Below are 17,199 nucleotides of genomic sequence, written 5' to 3'. Positions count from 1 at the left end.
GGCAGCTTAGGCTGCCTTTGTTGTCTTGGAGATCCGTACCGGCAAGTGGCCATTGGCGGGGCCTGGCGAGAGTCGAGTACTTGTAGTGCCACAGTGAACTTTGGTGGCTGAAGAGAGTCCCCGTATATCTACAGTTTTCGGAGAAGGGAAGATGATTAGAAAATTCTGTGTGGGTCTGGTGGCACTGATGCTGTCGCTGACGGTTTGGGCCGCCGAGGCAGAACCGTTTCAGGACGGTGTGCAGTACGAAACGCTGCCCTTCGCGGTGAAGACGGCGGATCCCGCCCGGGTTGAGGTCACCGAAATGTTTGGTTACCTGTGCCCGCACTGCAACAGCTTTGAGCCGCTGGTCGCAGGCTGGCACAAGCGCCAGAACGCCGACGTGCAGTTTGTGCGTGTGCCGGTGGTCTTCGGACGCAGCTGGGAGCCTTTTGCCCGTGCCTATTACACCGCTGAGCTGATGGATGTGGTCGACAAAAGCCATCAGCAGATGTTCGACGCTATTCACCTGAACAAGCAGCGCTTTTCCAAGCCGGAAGACATGGTGGAGTTTTATGGCAAGCTGGGCGTAGACCGCGAGAAGTTCGGCAAGCTGATGAACTCCTTTGCCGTCAACACCAAGCTGAATCAGGGCGAGTCCAAGGCCCGCAGCTATGAAATCACCGGCGTGCCGACCATGGTGGTCAATGGCAAGTATCGCGTTACCGCAGCCTCTGCGGGCGGTCACCGTCAGATGCTGGAAGTGGTCGACTATCTGGTCGAGAAAGAACGCAAGTCCATGTAAGACCCTGCGTGAACGTCAAAAGCCGTCGGACCTGTCCGGCGGCTTTTCTGTTTGTGGTGCTGCCAGCCGGGTCGCCTGTTATTGATGTGCGTTTCTTTACCTGCTCGCGACCAGCAGGCACACTTGGGCGCGGCAGGCTTGGCCCTCGCCTTTTAGTTTTAGTCAGTCAGACAGGATTCCCTACAGGTGCGACGACTTCTGCGCATAGTAAAGATTGCTCGAGTGTTGGCCCGCTATCGGCTGGATACCTTTTTTGATCAGATACCGCTGCCCTGGTATATGCGGCTGTGCCTGCGCCTGCTGCCCTGGCGTTACTTTATTGCCGTGAATCAGCCGCAGGGCGAGCGGCTGCGGCTGGCGCTCGAGGCGCTGGGACCGGTATTCATCAAGTTTGGTCAGATGCTGTCGACGCGGCGTGATCTGCTGTCGGATGAAATCGCGTTTGAGCTGCAGCGGTTGCAGGATCAGGTACCGCCTTTCCCGGGGGAGGAGGCACGCCTGATTGTGGAAAAGGCGCTGGGCAAGACAGTGGGCGAGCTGTTCGCGCAGTTTGAAGCCGAGCCGCTGGCCTCGGCCTCGGTGGCCCAGGTACATGTTGCCAGGCTGCATAACGGTCGCGATGTGGTGGTGAAGGTGGTGCGTCCAGGCATAGACCGCACCATCCGCAAGGATGTTGATCTGCTCTATACCTTTGCCCAGTTGTTGCAGTGGAGCTGGCCGGAAGGTCGCCGACTGCGCCCGGTCGAGGTGGTGCGCGAGTATGAACAGACCATTTTTGACGAGCTGGATCTGCGCAAGGAAGCGGCCAACGGCTCCCAGCTGCGGCGCAACTTCGAACAGTCCGAGATCCTCTATATACCCGAAATTTTCTGGGACCTGACGCGCCGCAACGTGCTGGTCATGGAGCGGATTCAGGGCATTCCGGTGGCGGATATCGAGCAGCTGCGGGCGCAGAACACCGACATGAAGGCGCTGGCCGAACGCGGTGTCGAGATATTCTTTACCCAGGTGTTCCGGGATAGCTTTTTCCATGCCGACATGCACCCCGGCAATATCTTTGTGTCGCGCGATAAGCCGTCACAGCCGCAGTACCTGGCGGTGGACTTCGGTATCGTGGGTTCACTGACACCGGAGGATCAGAACTATCTGGCGCGCAACTTCCTGGCCTTTTTCAAGCGCGATTATCGCCAGGTGGCACAGCTGCATATCGATTCCGGCTGGGTGCCGCCGGATACCAACCTGTATGCGTTTGAAACGGCCATACGCAGTGTCTGCGAACCCATTTTCGAGAAGCCGCTGAAGGATATTTCCTTTGGTCAGGTACTGCTGGGTCTGTTTCAGACCGCACGGCGCTTCAATATGGAAGTGCAGCCCCAGCTGGTGCTGCTGCAGAAGACCCTGCTCAATGTCGAAGGTCTGGGGCGGCAGCTGTATCCGGAGCTGGATTTGTGGAAGACCGGCAAGCCGTACCTCGAGAACTGGATGAAGAACCGTGTCGGTCCCAAGGCGCTGTTGCGTACGGTCAAGGAGCAGGCGCCCGAGTGGCTCGACAAGCTGCCCCATATGCCACAGCTGGTGTTCGACGCGCTGCAGCAGATCAAGCGCATGGACGCCCATCAGCGTGCCCAGCAGCAGCTGGGTCTGCAGGCGCAGGAGGCTGCCGCACGGCGTCGTCGGCGCTCCCGCGCTGCTGGTGTGGCGCTGCTGGTGCTGGCCGTCATGCTGGGTGCGGGGGATCCTGAGCCCTGGCTGCAACAGCTGTCGGCTGCTGGATGGCTGATGGCCGCCGGTGGCTTTTATCTGCTACTAATGCATTAGGCCTGCGGCCGTTGTGGCTTGGCGTTAACAGGGGCTTCGGTTATTCTTGCCTGCTCCAGTCGGTTTTAGGGTCAAAAAGAAGTTATGTCAGAACTCTGGCTCGATCAGGTGAAATGGAATAACGATGGCCTGGTTCCCGCCATCGCTCAGGACCACAAGAGCGGCCATATCTTGATGGTGGCCTGGATGAATCGCGAGGCGCTGCAGCTCACGGTGCAGGAGCAGCGCGGCATTTACTGGTCACGCTCGCGGCAGAAGCTGTGGCGCAAGGGCGAAGAGTCCGGCCATGTACAGCAATTGCATGAAATCCGCCTCGACTGCGACGGCGACGTTATTCTTCTCCAGGTGGAACAGCTGGGCGGTATCGCCTGTCATACAGGGCGTGCAAGCTGCTTTTACAGCGTGCTGGACGGCGCACACTGGATTCCGGTGGATCCGGTGCTCAAAGAGCCTGGCAGTATCTATAAAAAGTCCGAGAATCCGGCCGATGAATGACGTTTTGCAACAACTCGGTGTTTTACTGGAAGAGCGCAAGACGGCTGCGGCCGACAGTTCCTATGTCGCCAGCCTGCATGCCAAGGGTCTGAACAAGATTCTGGAGAAGGTCGGCGAAGAGGCCACGGAAACGCTGCTGGCTGCCAAGGATGCCAGCATCAGTGGCGATAACCGCGATCTGATATACGAAACGGCGGATCTGTGGTTTCACAGCCTTGTCATGCTGTCTCATCTGGGCGAGTCACCCCAGGCGGTACTGGATGAGCTGGCGCGTCGCTTCGGGCTGTCCGGGCTGGACGAAAAAGCCGCCCGCAGCAAGGATTGACGCATGACAGGCTGTATTTTCTGTCGGATTGCCCGGCATGAAGCTCCGGCCTGCATCCTGTACGAAGATGAACTGATTGTGGCGTTTCGGGACAGGGCTCCCAAGGCGCCTGTGCACTTGCTGGTGGTGCCCAGAAAGCACGTTTGCAATCTGGCGGATCTGCAGCGACAGGATCAAAGCTTGATCGCTCATATAATGATGAAATTACCGCAGATAGCGCGGTTGAGTGGCCTTGAGAACGGTTTTCGCACGGTGACCAACACGGGACCCGGCGGCCGCCAGGAGGTCTACCACCTGCATTTTCATATTCTTGGTGGCGGCACCTTGCCAGCCATATGATTCGGGAGAGATGTTATGGGTTTTGGTGGTATTAGTGTTTGGCAGCTGCTTATCGTGCTCGCGATTCTTCTGTTGCTGTTTGGCACCAAGAAACTGCGCAACATTGGTGGCGATCTCGGCGGTGCTCTGAAGGGCTTCAAGAAGGCGATGTCGGACGATAGCGAAGATGCCAAGGATCCGAAGAAGCTGGATAAAGAGGCAGACGCTCAGTTCTCCGAAAAAGTCGACACGGCGAAGAAAGAAGCCGTTAAAGACGACAAGAAGGCTGATTAATAAGCCAATACGGGCCCCTGAATGTTCGATATAGGCTTTGCTGAGCTACTTATTGTGGCTGTCGTTGCGTTGCTGGTGCTTGGTCCGGAGAAACTCCCGACGGCGGTGCGTACCCTCGGACTATGGATGGGAAAGTTCCGCCGCACGGTGAGCGGTATCCAGACCGAGATCTCGGAAGAGTTGCGGCTGGATGAACTGCGCCGTAATGCATCCATCGAGAAAGACCGGCTTGAGGAAGAACTCTCCGAAATGAAAACGCCTTACAAGTCTGTCAAGTCTGAGGTCAGTGATGCTGCGCCTTTCGGCGAGGCTCAGGTGCCGTCCGGTGACGACGCTGTAGCGGGTGGCAACGCCGCTGCGCGCGACAAGGCGGAGCCCTGATGGCTAAGCTGAATGAATCGGAATCCGGGGCGGAGGAGCAGCCGCTGATTTCCCATCTGGTGGAGCTGCGCCAGCGACTGATCTGGGCGTTACTCATCGTCATGCTGGTGTTTTTGAGCCTGTTCTATTTTGCCAATGACCTCTACGCTTATCTGTCCGAACCGCTGACTGCGCTCTTGCCACCTGGCACCAGCATGATAGCAACGGATGTGACCTCGCCATTCTTCGCGCCTTTCAAGCTGACGCTGGTGTTGTCGATCTTTGCCGCCATGCCTTTTATCCTGCACCAGATCTGGGGTTTTATCGCACCAGGCCTGTACAGCCATGAACGGCGTATCGCGATTCCCCTGCTGATTTCCAGTATCGCGCTCTTTTATAGCGGTATTGCCTTTGCCTACTTTGTAGTCTTTCCGCTGATCTTTGGTTTCTTTACCAGTGTCGGGCCGGAGAACGTCGCGGTGATGACCGATATCAGCAGCTACCTCAATTTCGTGCTCAAGCTGTTCTTTGCCTTTGGTATCGTGTTCGAGATTCCCATCGCGACCCTGCTGATCATCTGGAGTGGTCTTTCCACCGTAGAAGACCTGACGAGTAAGCGCGCATATGTAGTGGTGGGCTGTTTTGTCGTGGGCATGTTGCTGACACCGCCAGATGTGATTTCTCAAAGCTTGCTGGCGCTGCCCATGTGGCTGTTGTTTGAACTGGGTATTATTCTGGGGCGCGTTATTGTGCGCAAACCAAGTGAAGATGACGCTGAGACGGATGAGCAGGAATAGCGGGTAGCAGTAATCGCTCGGTAGGCTTGAGAGCTGAGAGCGGTGCTAGTGGTTAATACTTATATAAGGCGCCTGAATCAGGCGCCTTTTACTTTATAGGTGCTTTTGAATTTCTGGGTTCCTGGTTCTGTATTTGTAGCGCGAGGCGGTTTTTCAGCGAACGGGCCTGGCTTTGGTCAACTTCTGTATGCATGCCGCTCTATATTAGGCCCGCAGCCTGGGTTTTAAGCCCTAAAACCCCCTTTTTGGGTTTTATTACAGTTAATTACACGGGGGCTGTTGACTCTGATCTGGGGCAATGTAGAATGCGCACCTCGCTTAGGGAAAGCGGCTTTAACAGCCACCGAACAGAGCGAGGAAGTCGGAAGTAAGTGGTTGATTTTCAAGTGTTTAGCTTGATGAATCGGCCGGCAGTATCGGCTTGTGAGTCACTCGTTTTTCTCCTCGGCTTCGGTCGGAAATGTTGAAAAAAAGAGTTGACTTAAAACACCGAGGCGCTAGAATATGCGCCTCACTTGAGACACGGGATCAGCGGCAACGATCCTCGAGTCCAAGCGCTCTTTAACAGATTGATCAGATAATTCGTGTGGGCGCTTGTCAGGATAAGGCATAAATAGCTTTATCAAGGTAAGCAACCCTAATGTGAATTCATTTAAGTTGTTATAGCTTGAGTCAGAATTATCGATACTTCGGTATCTTGATTTAAAACTGAAGAGTTTGATCATGGCTCAGATTGAACGCTGGCGGCAGGCCTAACACATGCAAGTCGAGCGGTAGAGAGAAGCTTGCTTCTCTTGAGAGCGGCGGACGGGTGAGTAACGCGTAGGAATCTACCTGGTAGTGGGGGACAACATTCGGAAACGGATGCTAATACCGCATACGCCCTAAGGGGGAAAGGAGGGGATCTATTTATAGACCTTTCGCTATCAGATGAGCCTGCGTAGGATTAGCTAGTTGGTAGGGTAAAGGCCTACCAAGGCGACGATCCTTAGCTGGTCTGAGAGGATGACCAGCCACACTGGGACTGAGACACGGCCCAGACTCCTACGGGAGGCAGCAGTGGGGAATATTGGACAATGGGGGCAACCCTGATCCAGCCATGCCGCGTGTGTGAAGAAGGCCTTCGGGTTGTAAAGCACTTTCAGTGGTGAGGAAAGGGTAGCGGCTAATAACCGTTACCTGTGACGTTAGCCACAGAAGAAGCACCGGCTAATTCCGTGCCAGCAGCCGCGGTAATACGGAAGGTGCGAGCGTTAATCGGAATAACTGGGCGTAAAGCGCGCGTAGGTGGTTGAGTCAGTCAGATGTGAAAGCCCCGGGCTTAACCTGGGAACTGCACCTGATACTGCTTAACTAGAGTACGGTAGAGGGCAGTGGAATTTCCTGTGTAGCGGTGAAATGCGTAGATATAGGAAGGAACACCAGTGGCGAAGGCGACTGCCTGGATTGATACTGACACTGAGGTGCGAAAGCGTGGGTAGCAAACAGGATTAGATACCCTGGTAGTCCACGCCGTAAACGATGTCGACTAGCCGTTGGGAGACTTGCTCTCTTAGTGGCGCAGCTAACGCAATAAGTCGACCGCCTGGGGAGTACGGCCGCAAGGTTAAAACTCAAATGAATTGACGGGGGCCCGCACAAGCGGTGGAGCATGTGGTTTAATTCGACGCAACGCGAAGAACCTTACCTACTCTTGACATCCAGAGAACTCGCTAGAGATAGCTTGGTGCCTTCGGGAGCTCTGAGACAGGTGCTGCATGGCTGTCGTCAGCTCGTGTTGTGAAATGTTGGGTTAAGTCCCGTAACGAGCGCAACCCTTGTCCTTATTTGCCAGCACGTAATGGTGGGAACTCTAAGGAGACTGCCGGTGACAAACCGGAGGAAGGTGGGGACGACGTCAAGTCATCATGGCCCTTACGAGTAGGGCTACACACGTGCTACAATGGCCGGTACAGAGGGCTGCAAACCCGCGAGGGGGAGCCAATCTCACAAAACCGGTCGTAGTCCGGATCGCAGTCTGCAACTCGACTGCGTGAAGTCGGAATCGCTAGTAATCGTGGATCAGAATGCCACGGTGAATACGTTCCCGGGCCTTGTACACACCGCCCGTCACACCATGGGAGTGGGTTGCACCAGAAGTAGCTAGTCTAACCTTCGGGAGGACGGTTACCACGGTGTGGTCCATGACTGGGGTGAAGTCGTAACAAGGTAGCCGTAGGGGAACCTGCGGCTGGATCACCTCCTTAAACGACATGGCTTGTTCTGGCATAGCGTCCACACGAATTATCTGATCTTGAAGTTAAAGCGAGTGAGCTTTAAACAGTGTGTCCTGTTCACAGGGTGCATGATTTAAAGCTTCAATGCTTTATCGCTCTTTAACAATGTGGATTCGAATTAATTCGAGATATGTCTTGTACTGTAGTACAAGCGCCAATGGCGAAAAATCTTATCGAACTCTCGTCCTTACCAGACGCCTTCGGGTTATATGGTCAAGTGACGAAGCGTGCACGGTGGATGCCTTGGCAGTCAGAGGCGACGAAAGACGTGGTAGCCTGCGAAAAGCTTCGGGGAGGTGGCAAACAACCTTTGATCCGGAGATGTCTGAATGGGGAAACCCACCCAGTTTACTGGGTATCTTTTAGCTGAATACATAGGCTTTAAGAGGCGAACTCGGGGAACTGAAACATCTAAGTACCCGAAGGAAAAGAAATCAATTGAGATTCCCTTAGTAGCGGCGAGCGAACGGGGATTAGCCCTTAAGTTGGTTTGGTGTTAGCAGAAGGCGCTGGAAAGTGCCGCCGTAGTGGGTGATAGCCCCGTATGCGAAAACGCCTTATCAATGAAAACGAGTAGGACGGGACACGTGTTATCCTGTCTGAACATGGGGGGACCATCCTCCAAGGCTAAATACTCCTGACTGACCGATAGTGAACCAGTACCGTGAGGGAAAGGCGAAAAGAACCCCTGTGAGGGGAGTGAAATAGACCCTGAAACCGTGTACGTACAAGCAGTGGGAGCGGTTCTTGAGACCGTGACTGCGTACCTTTTGTATAATGGGTCAGCGACTTAATTTCAGTAGCAAGGTTAACCGTCTAGGGGAGCCGTAGGGAAACCGAGTCTTAATAGGGCGTTTAGTTGCTGGGATTAGACCCGAAACCGGGCGATCTATCCATGGGCAGGTTGAAGGTTGAGTAACATCAACTGGAGGACCGAACCGACTACCGTTGAAAAGTTAGCGGATGACCTGTGGATCGGAGTGAAAGGCTAATCAAGCCCGGAGATAGCTGGTTCTCCTCGAAAGCTATTTAGGTAGCGCCTCATGTCTCACCACCGGGGGTAGAGCACTGTTTCGGCTAGGGGGTCATCCCGACTTACCAACCCGATGCAAACTCCGAATACCGGTGAGTGCAATCATGGGAGACACACGGCGGGTGCTAACGTCCGTCGTGAAAAGGGCAACAACCCAGACCACCAGCTAAGGTCCCAAAGTTATCACTAAGTGGGAAACGATGTGGGAAGGCTCAGACAGCTAGGAGGTTGGCTTAGAAGCAGCCACCCTTTAAAGAAAGCGTAATAGCTCACTAGTCGAGTCGGCCTGCGCGGAAGATATAACGGGGCTAAGTGATACACCGAAGCTGTGGATGCCATTTATGGCATGGTAGAGGAGCGTTCTGTAAGCCGTTGAAGGGAAAGCTGTGAGGCATCCTGGAGGTATCAGAAGTGCGAATGCTGACATGAGTAACGATAATGGGGGTGAAAAACCTCCACGCCGGAAGACCAAGGTTTCCTATCCAACGCTATTCGAGGTAGGGTGAGTCGGCCCCTAAGGCGAGGCAGAAATGCGTAGTCGATGGGAAGCAGGTTAATATTCCTGCACCGGCGGTAACTGCGATGAGGGGACGGAGAAGGCTAGGCGAGCGCAGCGTTGGTTGTCTGCGTTTAAGGATGTAGGTTGGGGGATTAGGCAAATCCGGTCCCCCTTAAGACTGAGATCTGATGACGAGGTTCTTAGGAACTGAAGTCGTTGATGCCACGCTTCCAGGAAAAGCCTCTAAGCTTCAGGTTACCGCTGACCGTACCCAAAACCGACACAGGTGGTCAGGTAGAGAATACCAAGGCGCTTGAGAGAACTCGGGTGAAGGAACTAGGCAAAATGGTGCCGTAACTTCGGGAGAAGGCACGCTCCTGATGGTGACCCCCTTGCGGGGTGAGCTGTTGGGAGTCGAAGATACCAGGTGGCTGCGACTGTTTATTAAAAACACAGCACTCTGCAAACACGAAAGTGGACGTATAGGGTGTGACGCCTGCCCGGTGCCGGAAGGTTAATTGATGGGGTTAGCGCAAGCGAAGCTCTTGATCGAAGCCCCGGTAAACGGCGGCCGTAACTATAACGGTCCTAAGGTAGCGAAATTCCTTGTCGGGTAAGTTCCGACCTGCACGAATGGCGTAACGATGGCCACACTGTCTCCACCCGAGACTCAGTGAAATTGAAATAGCTGTTAAGATGCAGTTTACCCGCGGCTAGACGGAAAGACCCCGTGAACCTTTACTATAGCTTCACAGTGGACTTTGACATTACTTGTGTAGGATAGCTGGGAGGCTTTGAAGCGTGGACGCCAGTCTGCGTGGAGCCAATCTTGAAATACCAGCCTGGTACTGTTGAGGTTCTAACTCTGGACCGTAATCCGGTTCGAGGACATTGTGTGGTGGGTAGTTTGACTGGGGCGGTCTCCTCCCAAAGAGTAACGGAGGAGCACGAAGGTACCCTCAGCATGGTCGGAAATCATGCATTGAGCGCAAGAGTAGAAGGGTGCTTGACTGCGACACTGACACGTGGAGCAGGTACGAAAGTAGGTTCTAGTGATCCGGTGGTTCTGCATGGAAGGGCCATCGCTCAACGGATAAAAGGTACTCCGGGGATAACAGGCTGATACCGCCCAAGAGTTCACATCGACGGCGGTGTTTGGCACCTCGATGTCGGCTCATCACATCCTGGGGCTGAAGCCGGTCCCAAGGGTATGGCTGTTCGCCATTTAAAGTGGTACGCGAGCTGGGTTTAGAACGTCGTGAGACAGTTCGGTCCCTATCTGCCGTGGGCGTTTGAGATTTGAGAAGAGTTGCTCCTAGTACGAGAGGACCGGAGTGAACGAACCTCTGGTGTTCCGGTTGTCACGCCAGTGGCATTGCCGGGTAGCTACGTTCGGACGGGATAACCGCTGAAAGCATCTAAGCGGGAAGCCCCCTTCAAGATGAGATCTCACTGGGGCCTTGAGCCCCCTAAAGGGCCGTTTAAGACTAAGACGTTGATAGGCGGGGTGTGTAAGCGCTGCGAGGCGTTGAGCTAACCCGTACTAATTGCCCGTGAGGCTTGACCATATAACGCCCAAGGCGTTTGGTTGCCTGCTCCGACTGAAAAGAACGAGCAGGCGAAAAGCACGAGAGAGACGAGATTGACGCATTGGCACGAGCTTGTGCTGCAGACAAGACACCGCACACTTTCAACAGAAAGCACGTACCCTCGAATTAAGCTACGTCGCGACAGACCACCATCTGTCGCGGCCAGAATCCATATTGTACAAGTTTTGCTTGGCGACAATAGAGCTGTGGAACCACCTGATCCCATCCCGAACTCAGTAGTGAAACGCGGTATCGCCGATGGTAGTGTGGGGTTTCCCCATGTGAGAGTAGGTCATCGCCAAGCATTTAATAACGGAAACCCCGGTCTCGATGAGGCCGGGGTTTTTCCGTATGGGGTATTGTTCAGCGATGACCCTCACATGGGGACGGTAGACAGCGCCGTTTGCGGCCGCCCAGCCATGTGATAGTAGGGTCAAAACGGGACTTGTCGAAGCGCAGCTTTGACCCGGTTTGACGACCGCGGCCTCTATTTAATGGGTAAATGGGCCCGCGGGACGGCTCGCCAGCGAGGCGCCAAGCATTTATTCAACGAAAACGCCCCGACCTCCGGTCGGGGCGTTTTCGTATGTGGAATTTGAAAATCCGCGGTAAGGGCCGGCTGATTTGTCCACTCAGGCAGCCGTGCCAGGCATCTAATCTGCTGTGTTTTAGCGGCTAGGCCAGGAACGTTGGTCGCGGCTGCTGCCTTCGGAGCGATTTATCCAATATTGGATCTTGAACGGGTTGCCTAGGCTGGCGACAGGGGGAGAGCCTGAGTTGCGGCTAACCTGGAAGCGGCCGTCACAGCCCAGGGTTTCGTCTTTGGGGGTTACCGATATTCGCCCGGCGCCGACACCGCGGGCAGAGTCAAGTTTGCCGGATATCCTGAGCTGGGGTTCGTTGCTGAAAATGCCTACACCACCGTAGATCCAGGTATCTCCTCGCACGGGCATCTGGTGACTGAATTCGCCGCTGGCATTGAGTGTCGTGCTGAAGTTGAACGTCGGTGCTCTTCCCAGCGAGCCTTCAAGTTTTCCATTCGTAACCTTCAGGCTGATCAGGTCCTGATAGCGGGCGCAGTCGATTTCAACCGGACCTGCGAGGGCGCCATAGGCCACCTTGTGGGAATAGGCATTGCGGGCCAGTCCCTGCCAGTTGCCACTGAGCGTCATCTGATTGAGTTGATCCGGCGCCGGCGGCTCATACCAATAGCTGGGGGATGCGCAGCCGGTCAGCAAAGCGGCGGTAACTATCAATTGAGTTATGTGCAGCGGTTTCATCGGGCGCTCCTGCAAACTTGGTGTTACTGGTCAGACTCTGTCCAGGTTGCTCGGTTCACTGTGTATCATCTATCTATCGGAGAATTGAGTTATGTGCCTCATGCCTCATGCCTAAGCACGGGCGCAGGGTAAGTTTATGTTTTGTAATAATTATTGAGCTGACCCCAGAGGGGTCGCAGCGTTTTGGAGGCGATGCGTCAGGCCTGCTGAAGAAGTAAGGCTGTGTTGCGCGTGGACACTGGGTCGCCAATCGACTAGAATACTGCCGGTTTGCCTGCCCGCAGGGGTGGCTAAGCCCCAAATTATATAGAGCGAGGTAAAGTTTCGGTTTTACCTCGCTTTTTTGCACCTGTTCATTTTTGTATCGGCTTGTTTGTAACGCATCACGCGGGGGAGGTTCACTTGACGAGACCAGCCATTTTGGCCCTTGAAGACGGTAGTATTTTCAGGGGGGTGGCAATTGGTGCCGACGGACAATCCAGCGGGGAAGTTGTTTTTAACACCTCCATGACCGGATATCAGGAAATCCTGACAGATCCGTCCTACTGCCGTCAGATCGTAACCCTGACATACCCGCACATCGGAAACGTAGGTACCAACGCCGAAGACGAAGAGTCTGCCAAGACCTGGGTTTCCGGTCTCGTCATTCGCGATCTGCCTTTGCTGGCGAGCAACTTTCGCAGTGAGCAGTCGCTGGATACCTACCTGAAAGCCAAGAATATTCTCGGCATCGCCGATATCGATACCCGTCGTCTGACCCGCATTCTGCGGGAAAAAGGCGCGCAGAATGGCTGCATCATGGCCGGTGATTCGGTTGATGAGGCTGTTGCGCTGGCTGAGGCCAAGGCGTTTCCGGGCCTCAAGGGCATGGATCTGGCCAAGGTGGTTTCTACCACTGAGGCGTACAGCTGGAACTCCTCAACCTGGACACTGGGTGTGGGCCATGTTGACAAGGACCCGTCCGAGCAGCCATTCCATGTTGTCGCGTACGACTACGGTGTGAAGCGTAATATCCTGCGCATGCTGGTTGAGCGAGGTTGCCGTTTGACGGTTGTACCGGCTCAGACGCCCGCCGCTGAAGTGCTGGCGCTGAATCCGGATGGCGTTTTCCTGTCCAACGGCCCTGGTGACCCAGAGCCCTGTGATTACGCAATTCAGGCGATCAAGGCGATCTGCGAGACAGATGTACCGGTTTTCGGTATCTGTCTTGGGCATCAGCTGCTCGCGCTGGCCTGCGGTGCCAAGACGGTGAAAATGAAATTTGGCCACCACGGCGCCAACCATCCGGTACAGGATCTGGACTCATCCCGCGTGATGATCACCAGCCAGAACCATGGTTTTGCGGTGGATGAAAGTACGTTGCCGTCCAACGTCAGGGTGATTCATAAGTCGCTGTTCGATGGGTCTTTGCAGGGCATTGAACTGACGGACCGTCCGGCCTTCAGCTTCCAGGGACACCCTGAAGCCAGCCCGGGACCGCAGGACGTGGCGCCGCTGTTCGATCGCTTTATCGAGCAGATGCAGGCCCGCAAGGACGCCTGAGCAACACGCAGTTACAGCTAACAGATTTGACTGGTTTATATCGATGCCAAAACGTACGGACATTAAAAGTATTCTGATTCTAGGCGCAGGGCCGATCGTAATCGGCCAGGCCTGTGAGTTCGACTATTCCGGTGCTCAGGCCTGCAAGGCGCTGCGTGAAGAAGGTTACCGGGTCATCCTGGTGAACTCCAATCCGGCCACCATCATGACCGATCCGGCGATGGCGGATGCGACCTATATTGAGCCTATCAACTGGAAAACAGTTGCCAAGATCATTGAAAAAGAACGCCCGGATGCTCTGCTGCCCACCATGGGCGGCCAGACTGCACTGAACTGTGCGCTGGATCTGGACCGCGAAGGCGTACTGGCCAAGTTCGGTGTCGAGATGATCGGCGCCAGCCAGGATGCCATCGACAAGGCCGAAGACCGCGAGCGTTTCGACAAGGCGATGAAGTCCATTGGTCTGGCATGCCCACGTGCAATGATTGCCCACAGCATGGAAGAGGCGTTGCAGGTTCAGGCGTCCATCGGCTACCCGGCCATTATTCGCCCGTCGTTCACCATGGGTGGCTCAGGCGGTGGTATCGCCTACAATCGTGAAGAGTTCATCGAGATCTGCGAGCGAGGTCTGGATCTGTCCCCGACCAGCGAGCTGCTGATCGATGAGTCTCTGATCGGCTGGAAAGAGTACGAGATGGAGGTCGTTCGCGACAAGAACGATAACTGCATCATCGTCTGCACCATCGAAAACTTCGATGCCATGGGCGTACACACCGGTGACTCCATCACGGTTGCGCCGGCTCAGACGCTGACCGACAAGGAATACCAGCTGATGCGGGATGCGTCCATCGCTGTCCTGCGCGAGATTGGTGTTGAAACCGGCGGTTCTAACGTCCAGTTCGGTATAGACCCGAAAACCGGCCGCATGGTCGTGATCGAGATGAACCCGCGTGTTTCGCGCTCGTCTGCGCTGGCGTCCAAGGCAACCGGTTTCCCGATTGCCAAGATCGCCGCCAAGCTGGCCATCGGTTACACCCTGGATGAACTGCAGAACGACATTACCGGCGGTCGCACACCGGCGTCCTTTGAGCCTGCGATCGACTACGTCGTTACCAAGATTCCGCGTTTCACCTTTGAAAAATTTCCCCAGGCCAATGATCGTCTGACGACCCAGATGAAGTCGGTCGGCGAAGTTATGGCCATCGGCCGTACACAGCAGGAATCGCTGCAAAAAGCACTGCGCGGTCTGGAAGTGGGTGCAACGGGTCTGGATCCGATCGTAGACCTGGAAAGCGAAGACGCCCGCAGCGATATTATCCGCGAGCTCAAGCAGCCCGGCGGCGAGCGTATCTGGTACATCGGTGATGCCATGCGTCTGGGCATGAGCGTAGATGAAATCTACGAACTGTCGGGCGTTGATCCCTGGTTCCTGGTTCAGATTGAAGACCTTATCAAGGACGAAGCGCGCGTTTCCAACATGGCCCTGTCCGATATGGACAAGGACAAGATTTACCGCCTCAAGCGCAAGGGCTTCTCTGATGCCCGTCTGGCCAAGTTGCTGGGCGTGAGCGAGAAGCAGTTCCGCAAACAGCGGCACAGCCTGGGCGTGCGCCCTGTCTACAAGCGTGTGGATACCTGCGCGGCGGAATTCGCTACTGACACGGCCTACATGTACTCGACCTACGAGGAAGAGTGCGAGGCCAACCCGTCAACGCGGGACAAGATCATGGTCATCGGCGGCGGTCCTAACCGTATCGGTCAGGGCATCGAGTTTGACTATTGCTGCGTCCACGCGGCCCTGGCTGCCCGTGAAGACGGTTTCGAGACCATTATGGTCAACTGTAACCCCGAAACGGTTTCCACCGACTACGACACCTCTGATCGCCTGTACTTCGAGCCGATCACGCTGGAAGACGTACTGGAGATCGTTGAAGTCGAGAAGCCCAAGGGCGTGATCGTGCAGTACGGTGGCCAGACGCCGCTGAAACTGGCGGTGGCCCTGGAGCAGGCCGGTGTGCCCATTATCGGTACCAGCCCGGAAGCCATTGACCGTGCAGAAGACCGTGAACAGTTCCAGCAGATGCTCAAGCGTCTGGGCCTGAAACAGCCACAGAACGCGACTGTGCGTAGTCTGGAAGCGGCCGTGATCGAAGCGGCCAAGATAGGTTACCCGCTGGTCGTGCGTCCGTCCTACGTCCTCGGTGGCCGGGCGATGGAGATTGTTTACAAGGAAAGCGAACTGCGTCGCTACATGACCAACGCGGTCAAGGTTTCCAACGACGCGCCTGTGCTGCTGGATCACTTCCTGAATGCTGCTGTTGAAGTCGATATCGATGCCATCTGCGATGGCAAGACCGTCGTGATCGGCGCCATCATGCAGCACATTGAACAGGCCGGCGTACACTCCGGCGACTCCGCCTGCTCGCTGCCGCCTTACAGCCTGGCGGCCGATGTGCAGGACGAGATGCGCGAACAGGTCAAGAAGATGGCACTGGAACTGGGTGTTGTCGGCCTGATGAACGTACAGCTGGCTTACCAGGATGGCGAAATCTACGTTATCGAAGTCAACCCGCGTGCATCCCGTACCGTGCCTTTCGTCTCCAAGTGCATCGGCGTGTCGCTGGCCAAGATTGCGGCCCTGGTGATGACCGGCAAAACCCTGCAGGAGCTGGGCTTTACCGAAGAGATTGTGCCGACCAACTTCTACGTCAAGGAAGCGGTATTCCCGTTCAACAAGTTCCCGAGCGTGGATCCGATTCTGGGCCCGGAAATGAAGTCGACCGGTGAAGTCATGGGTGTTGGCGAAACCTTCGGCGAAGCCTTCATGAAAGCCCAGATTGGTGCCGGCGAAAAAATGCCGAAGAAAGGCAAGGCCTTCATATCGGTACGCGATGTCGACAAGGCGGGCGTGGTCAAGGTGGCCAAGTCTCTGCTGGACCTGGGCTTCTCCCTGGTGGGCACGGGCGGCACCGTCAAGCTGCTGGCCGAGCATAACCTGCCGGCGACGGCGGTGAACAAGGTCATGGAAGGTCGGCCGAATATCGTCGACATGATCAAGAACGATGAAATCGTTTATGTGATCAACACCACTGAAGGTCGCAAGGCGATTGCAGACTCGTCTGAAATTCGTCGCAGCGCATTGCAGCACAAGGTGCCGTACACCACGACTTTGGCAGGCGCAGAAGCCATGACCATGGCGATGGAATACGGTGAAGAGAAGGTGGTGCGCAGCCTTCAGGACTTGCATGCAGGTATTGCGAAATGAAACGAGTTCCCATGACTGTCGGCGGCGAACTGGCTCTGCGTGCAGAGCTGGATCGTCTGAAGTCCAAAGATCGTCCGCGTGTTATCGCGGACATCGCCACTGCGCGTGCGCACGGTGATTTGAAGGAAAATGCCGAGTACCACGCGGCGCGGGAACAGCAGGGCTTCATCGAAGGCCGGATTCAGGAACTTGAGTCCAAGCTGTCCCAGTGCCAGGTGATCGATGTCACTACGATCCCCCACAGTGGCAAGGTGTTCTTCGGCGCGACTGTACTGATTGCCAACGTCGACAGCGGTGATGAGGTTCGTTATCAGATCGTTGGTGACGACGAGGCCGATATCAAGCTGAGCAAGATTTCGGTGAATTCACCGATCGCGCGCGCCCTGATTGGCAAGGAAGAAGGCGATATCGCCTGTGTGGCGACCCCGGGCGGTGAGATCGAGTACGAAATCGTCGAGGTGAAGCACATCTGATTGTGCTGTGGCATAAAAAAACCGCCTGCTGGCGGTTTTTTTTATGTGCTG

12 protein-coding genes and 3 rRNA genes are annotated in these 17,199 nt (G+C 55.4%); 14 read left to right on the top strand and 1 reads right to left on the bottom strand.

All coding sequences use genetic code 11. From position 1 onward, the window contains the following. Nucleotides 1-151: 151 nt before the first annotated feature. From A8C75_RS22385 to rrf, 11 genes are all read left to right on the top strand, one after another. Nucleotides 152-784 (top strand): thiol:disulfide interchange protein DsbA/DsbL, encoded by a 633-nt coding sequence (locus tag A8C75_RS22385; protein WP_067386702.1) that lies wholly within the window; start codon nucleotides 152-154, stop codon nucleotides 782-784. Between the two features lie 186 nt (nucleotides 785-970). Further along, on the top strand, nucleotides 971-2,602 hold the full coding sequence (ubiB, locus tag A8C75_RS22380) for a ubiquinone biosynthesis regulatory protein kinase UbiB (RefSeq protein ID WP_067386700.1): 1,632 nt from the start codon (nucleotides 971-973) through the stop codon (nucleotides 2,600-2,602). Nucleotides 2,603-2,686: 84 nt separating this feature from the next. Then, nucleotides 2,687-3,097, top strand: a complete 411-nt coding sequence (gene hisI, locus A8C75_RS22375; protein WP_067386698.1) for a phosphoribosyl-AMP cyclohydrolase — start codon at nucleotides 2,687-2,689, stop codon at nucleotides 3,095-3,097. Next, complete coding sequence (locus tag A8C75_RS22370; protein ID WP_067386695.1) at nucleotides 3,090-3,422, top strand: phosphoribosyl-ATP diphosphatase; 333 nt, start codon at nucleotides 3,090-3,092, stop codon at nucleotides 3,420-3,422. Before hisI ends, A8C75_RS22370 begins: the two co-directional genes overlap by 8 nt. Nucleotides 3,423-3,425: 3 nt before the next feature. Then, complete coding sequence (locus A8C75_RS22365) at nucleotides 3,426-3,761, top strand: histidine triad nucleotide-binding protein (protein WP_067386693.1); 336 nt, start codon at nucleotides 3,426-3,428, stop codon at nucleotides 3,759-3,761. A 15-nt stretch (nucleotides 3,762-3,776) separates the two neighbouring features. Next, on the top strand, nucleotides 3,777-4,034 hold the full coding sequence (gene tatA, locus A8C75_RS22360) for a twin-arginine translocase TatA/TatE family subunit (RefSeq protein WP_067386691.1): 258 nt from the start codon (nucleotides 3,777-3,779) through the stop codon (nucleotides 4,032-4,034). Nucleotides 4,035-4,055: 21 nt separating this feature from the next. Further along, complete coding sequence (tatB, locus tag A8C75_RS22355; RefSeq protein WP_067386690.1) at nucleotides 4,056-4,415, top strand: Sec-independent protein translocase protein TatB; 360 nt, start codon at nucleotides 4,056-4,058, stop codon at nucleotides 4,413-4,415. Beyond that, a complete protein-coding gene (tatC, locus tag A8C75_RS22350; RefSeq protein WP_067386688.1) occupies nucleotides 4,415-5,191 on the top strand; it encodes a twin-arginine translocase subunit TatC in 777 nt (258 codons plus the stop codon). The genes tatB and tatC overlap by 1 nt, the downstream gene beginning before the upstream one ends. 705 nt (nucleotides 5,192-5,896) lie before the next feature. Further along, nucleotides 5,897-7,437 (top strand): 16S ribosomal RNA (locus tag A8C75_RS22345). Nucleotides 7,438-7,678: 241 nt separating this feature from the next. Continuing rightward, a 23S ribosomal RNA gene (locus A8C75_RS22340) occupies nucleotides 7,679-10,567 on the top strand. Between the two features lie 209 nt (nucleotides 10,568-10,776). After that, nucleotides 10,777-10,892: ribosomal RNA gene (gene rrf, locus A8C75_RS22335) — 5S ribosomal RNA — on the top strand. The 16S, 23S and 5S rRNA genes sit together here, the layout of an rRNA operon. A gap of 364 nt (nucleotides 10,893-11,256) precedes the next feature. Here the strand turns inward: rrf and A8C75_RS22330 are convergent. After that, nucleotides 11,257-11,868 carry a hypothetical protein gene (locus tag A8C75_RS22330; RefSeq protein ID WP_067386686.1) on the bottom strand — a complete coding sequence of 204 codons (612 nt, stop codon included), beginning with the start codon at nucleotides 11,866-11,868 and terminating at the stop codon, nucleotides 11,257-11,259. Nucleotides 11,869-12,270: 402 nt separating this feature from the next. On the opposite strand from A8C75_RS22330, the gene carA reads away from it, so the two are divergent. The 3 genes from carA to greA are packed head-to-tail and all read left to right on the top strand — an operon-like array spanning nucleotide 12,271 to nucleotide 17,148. Beyond that, nucleotides 12,271-13,410 (top strand): glutamine-hydrolyzing carbamoyl-phosphate synthase small subunit, encoded by a 1,140-nt coding sequence (gene carA / locus A8C75_RS22325; RefSeq protein ID WP_067386684.1) that lies wholly within the window; start codon nucleotides 12,271-12,273, stop codon nucleotides 13,408-13,410. A 43-nt stretch (nucleotides 13,411-13,453) separates the two neighbouring features. Beyond that, nucleotides 13,454-16,675: a carbamoyl-phosphate synthase large subunit gene (carB, locus tag A8C75_RS22320; RefSeq protein WP_067386682.1), complete on the top strand. Its 3,222-nt coding sequence runs from the start codon at nucleotides 13,454-13,456 to the stop codon at nucleotides 16,673-16,675. Continuing rightward, on the top strand, nucleotides 16,672-17,148 hold the full coding sequence (greA, locus tag A8C75_RS22315; RefSeq protein WP_067386681.1) for a transcription elongation factor GreA: 477 nt from the start codon (nucleotides 16,672-16,674) through the stop codon (nucleotides 17,146-17,148). Before carB ends, greA begins: the two co-directional genes overlap by 4 nt. Nucleotides 17,149-17,199 lie beyond the last annotated feature (51 nt).

This window comes from Marinobacterium aestuarii (assembly GCF_001651805.1).
Lineage (GTDB): Bacteria > Pseudomonadota > Gammaproteobacteria > Pseudomonadales > Balneatricaceae > Marinobacterium_A > Marinobacterium_A aestuarii.
The sequence above is the reverse complement of the archived record's forward strand: the minus strand, read 5'-3'. Positions and strand labels throughout refer to the sequence as shown.

Excerpts from the sequence above, each read along its gene's own strand:
- A8C75_RS22365 (WP_067386693.1), top strand. The coding sequence starts at position 3,426 with ATGACAGGCTGTATTTTCTGTCGGATTGCCCGGCATGAAGCTCCGGCC.
- hisI (WP_067386698.1), top strand. The coding sequence starts at position 2,687 with ATGTCAGAACTCTGGCTCGATCAGGTGAAATGGAATAACGATGGCCTG.
- A8C75_RS22385 (WP_067386702.1), top strand. The coding sequence starts at position 152 with ATGATTAGAAAATTCTGTGTGGGTCTGGTGGCACTGATGCTGTCGCTG.
- tatC (WP_067386688.1), top strand. The coding sequence starts at position 4,415 with ATGGCTAAGCTGAATGAATCGGAATCCGGGGCGGAGGAGCAGCCGCTG.
- A8C75_RS22370 (WP_067386695.1), top strand. The coding sequence starts at position 3,090 with ATGAATGACGTTTTGCAACAACTCGGTGTTTTACTGGAAGAGCGCAAG.
- tatA (WP_067386691.1), top strand. The coding sequence starts at position 3,777 with ATGGGTTTTGGTGGTATTAGTGTTTGGCAGCTGCTTATCGTGCTCGCG.
- greA (WP_067386681.1), top strand. The coding sequence starts at position 16,672 with ATGAAACGAGTTCCCATGACTGTCGGCGGCGAACTGGCTCTGCGTGCA.
- A8C75_RS22330 (WP_067386686.1), bottom strand. The coding sequence starts at position 11,868 with ATGAAACCGCTGCACATAACTCAATTGATAGTTACCGCCGCTTTGCTG.
- tatB (WP_067386690.1), top strand. The coding sequence starts at position 4,056 with ATGTTCGATATAGGCTTTGCTGAGCTACTTATTGTGGCTGTCGTTGCG.
- carB (WP_067386682.1), top strand. The coding sequence starts at position 13,454 with ATGCCAAAACGTACGGACATTAAAAGTATTCTGATTCTAGGCGCAGGG.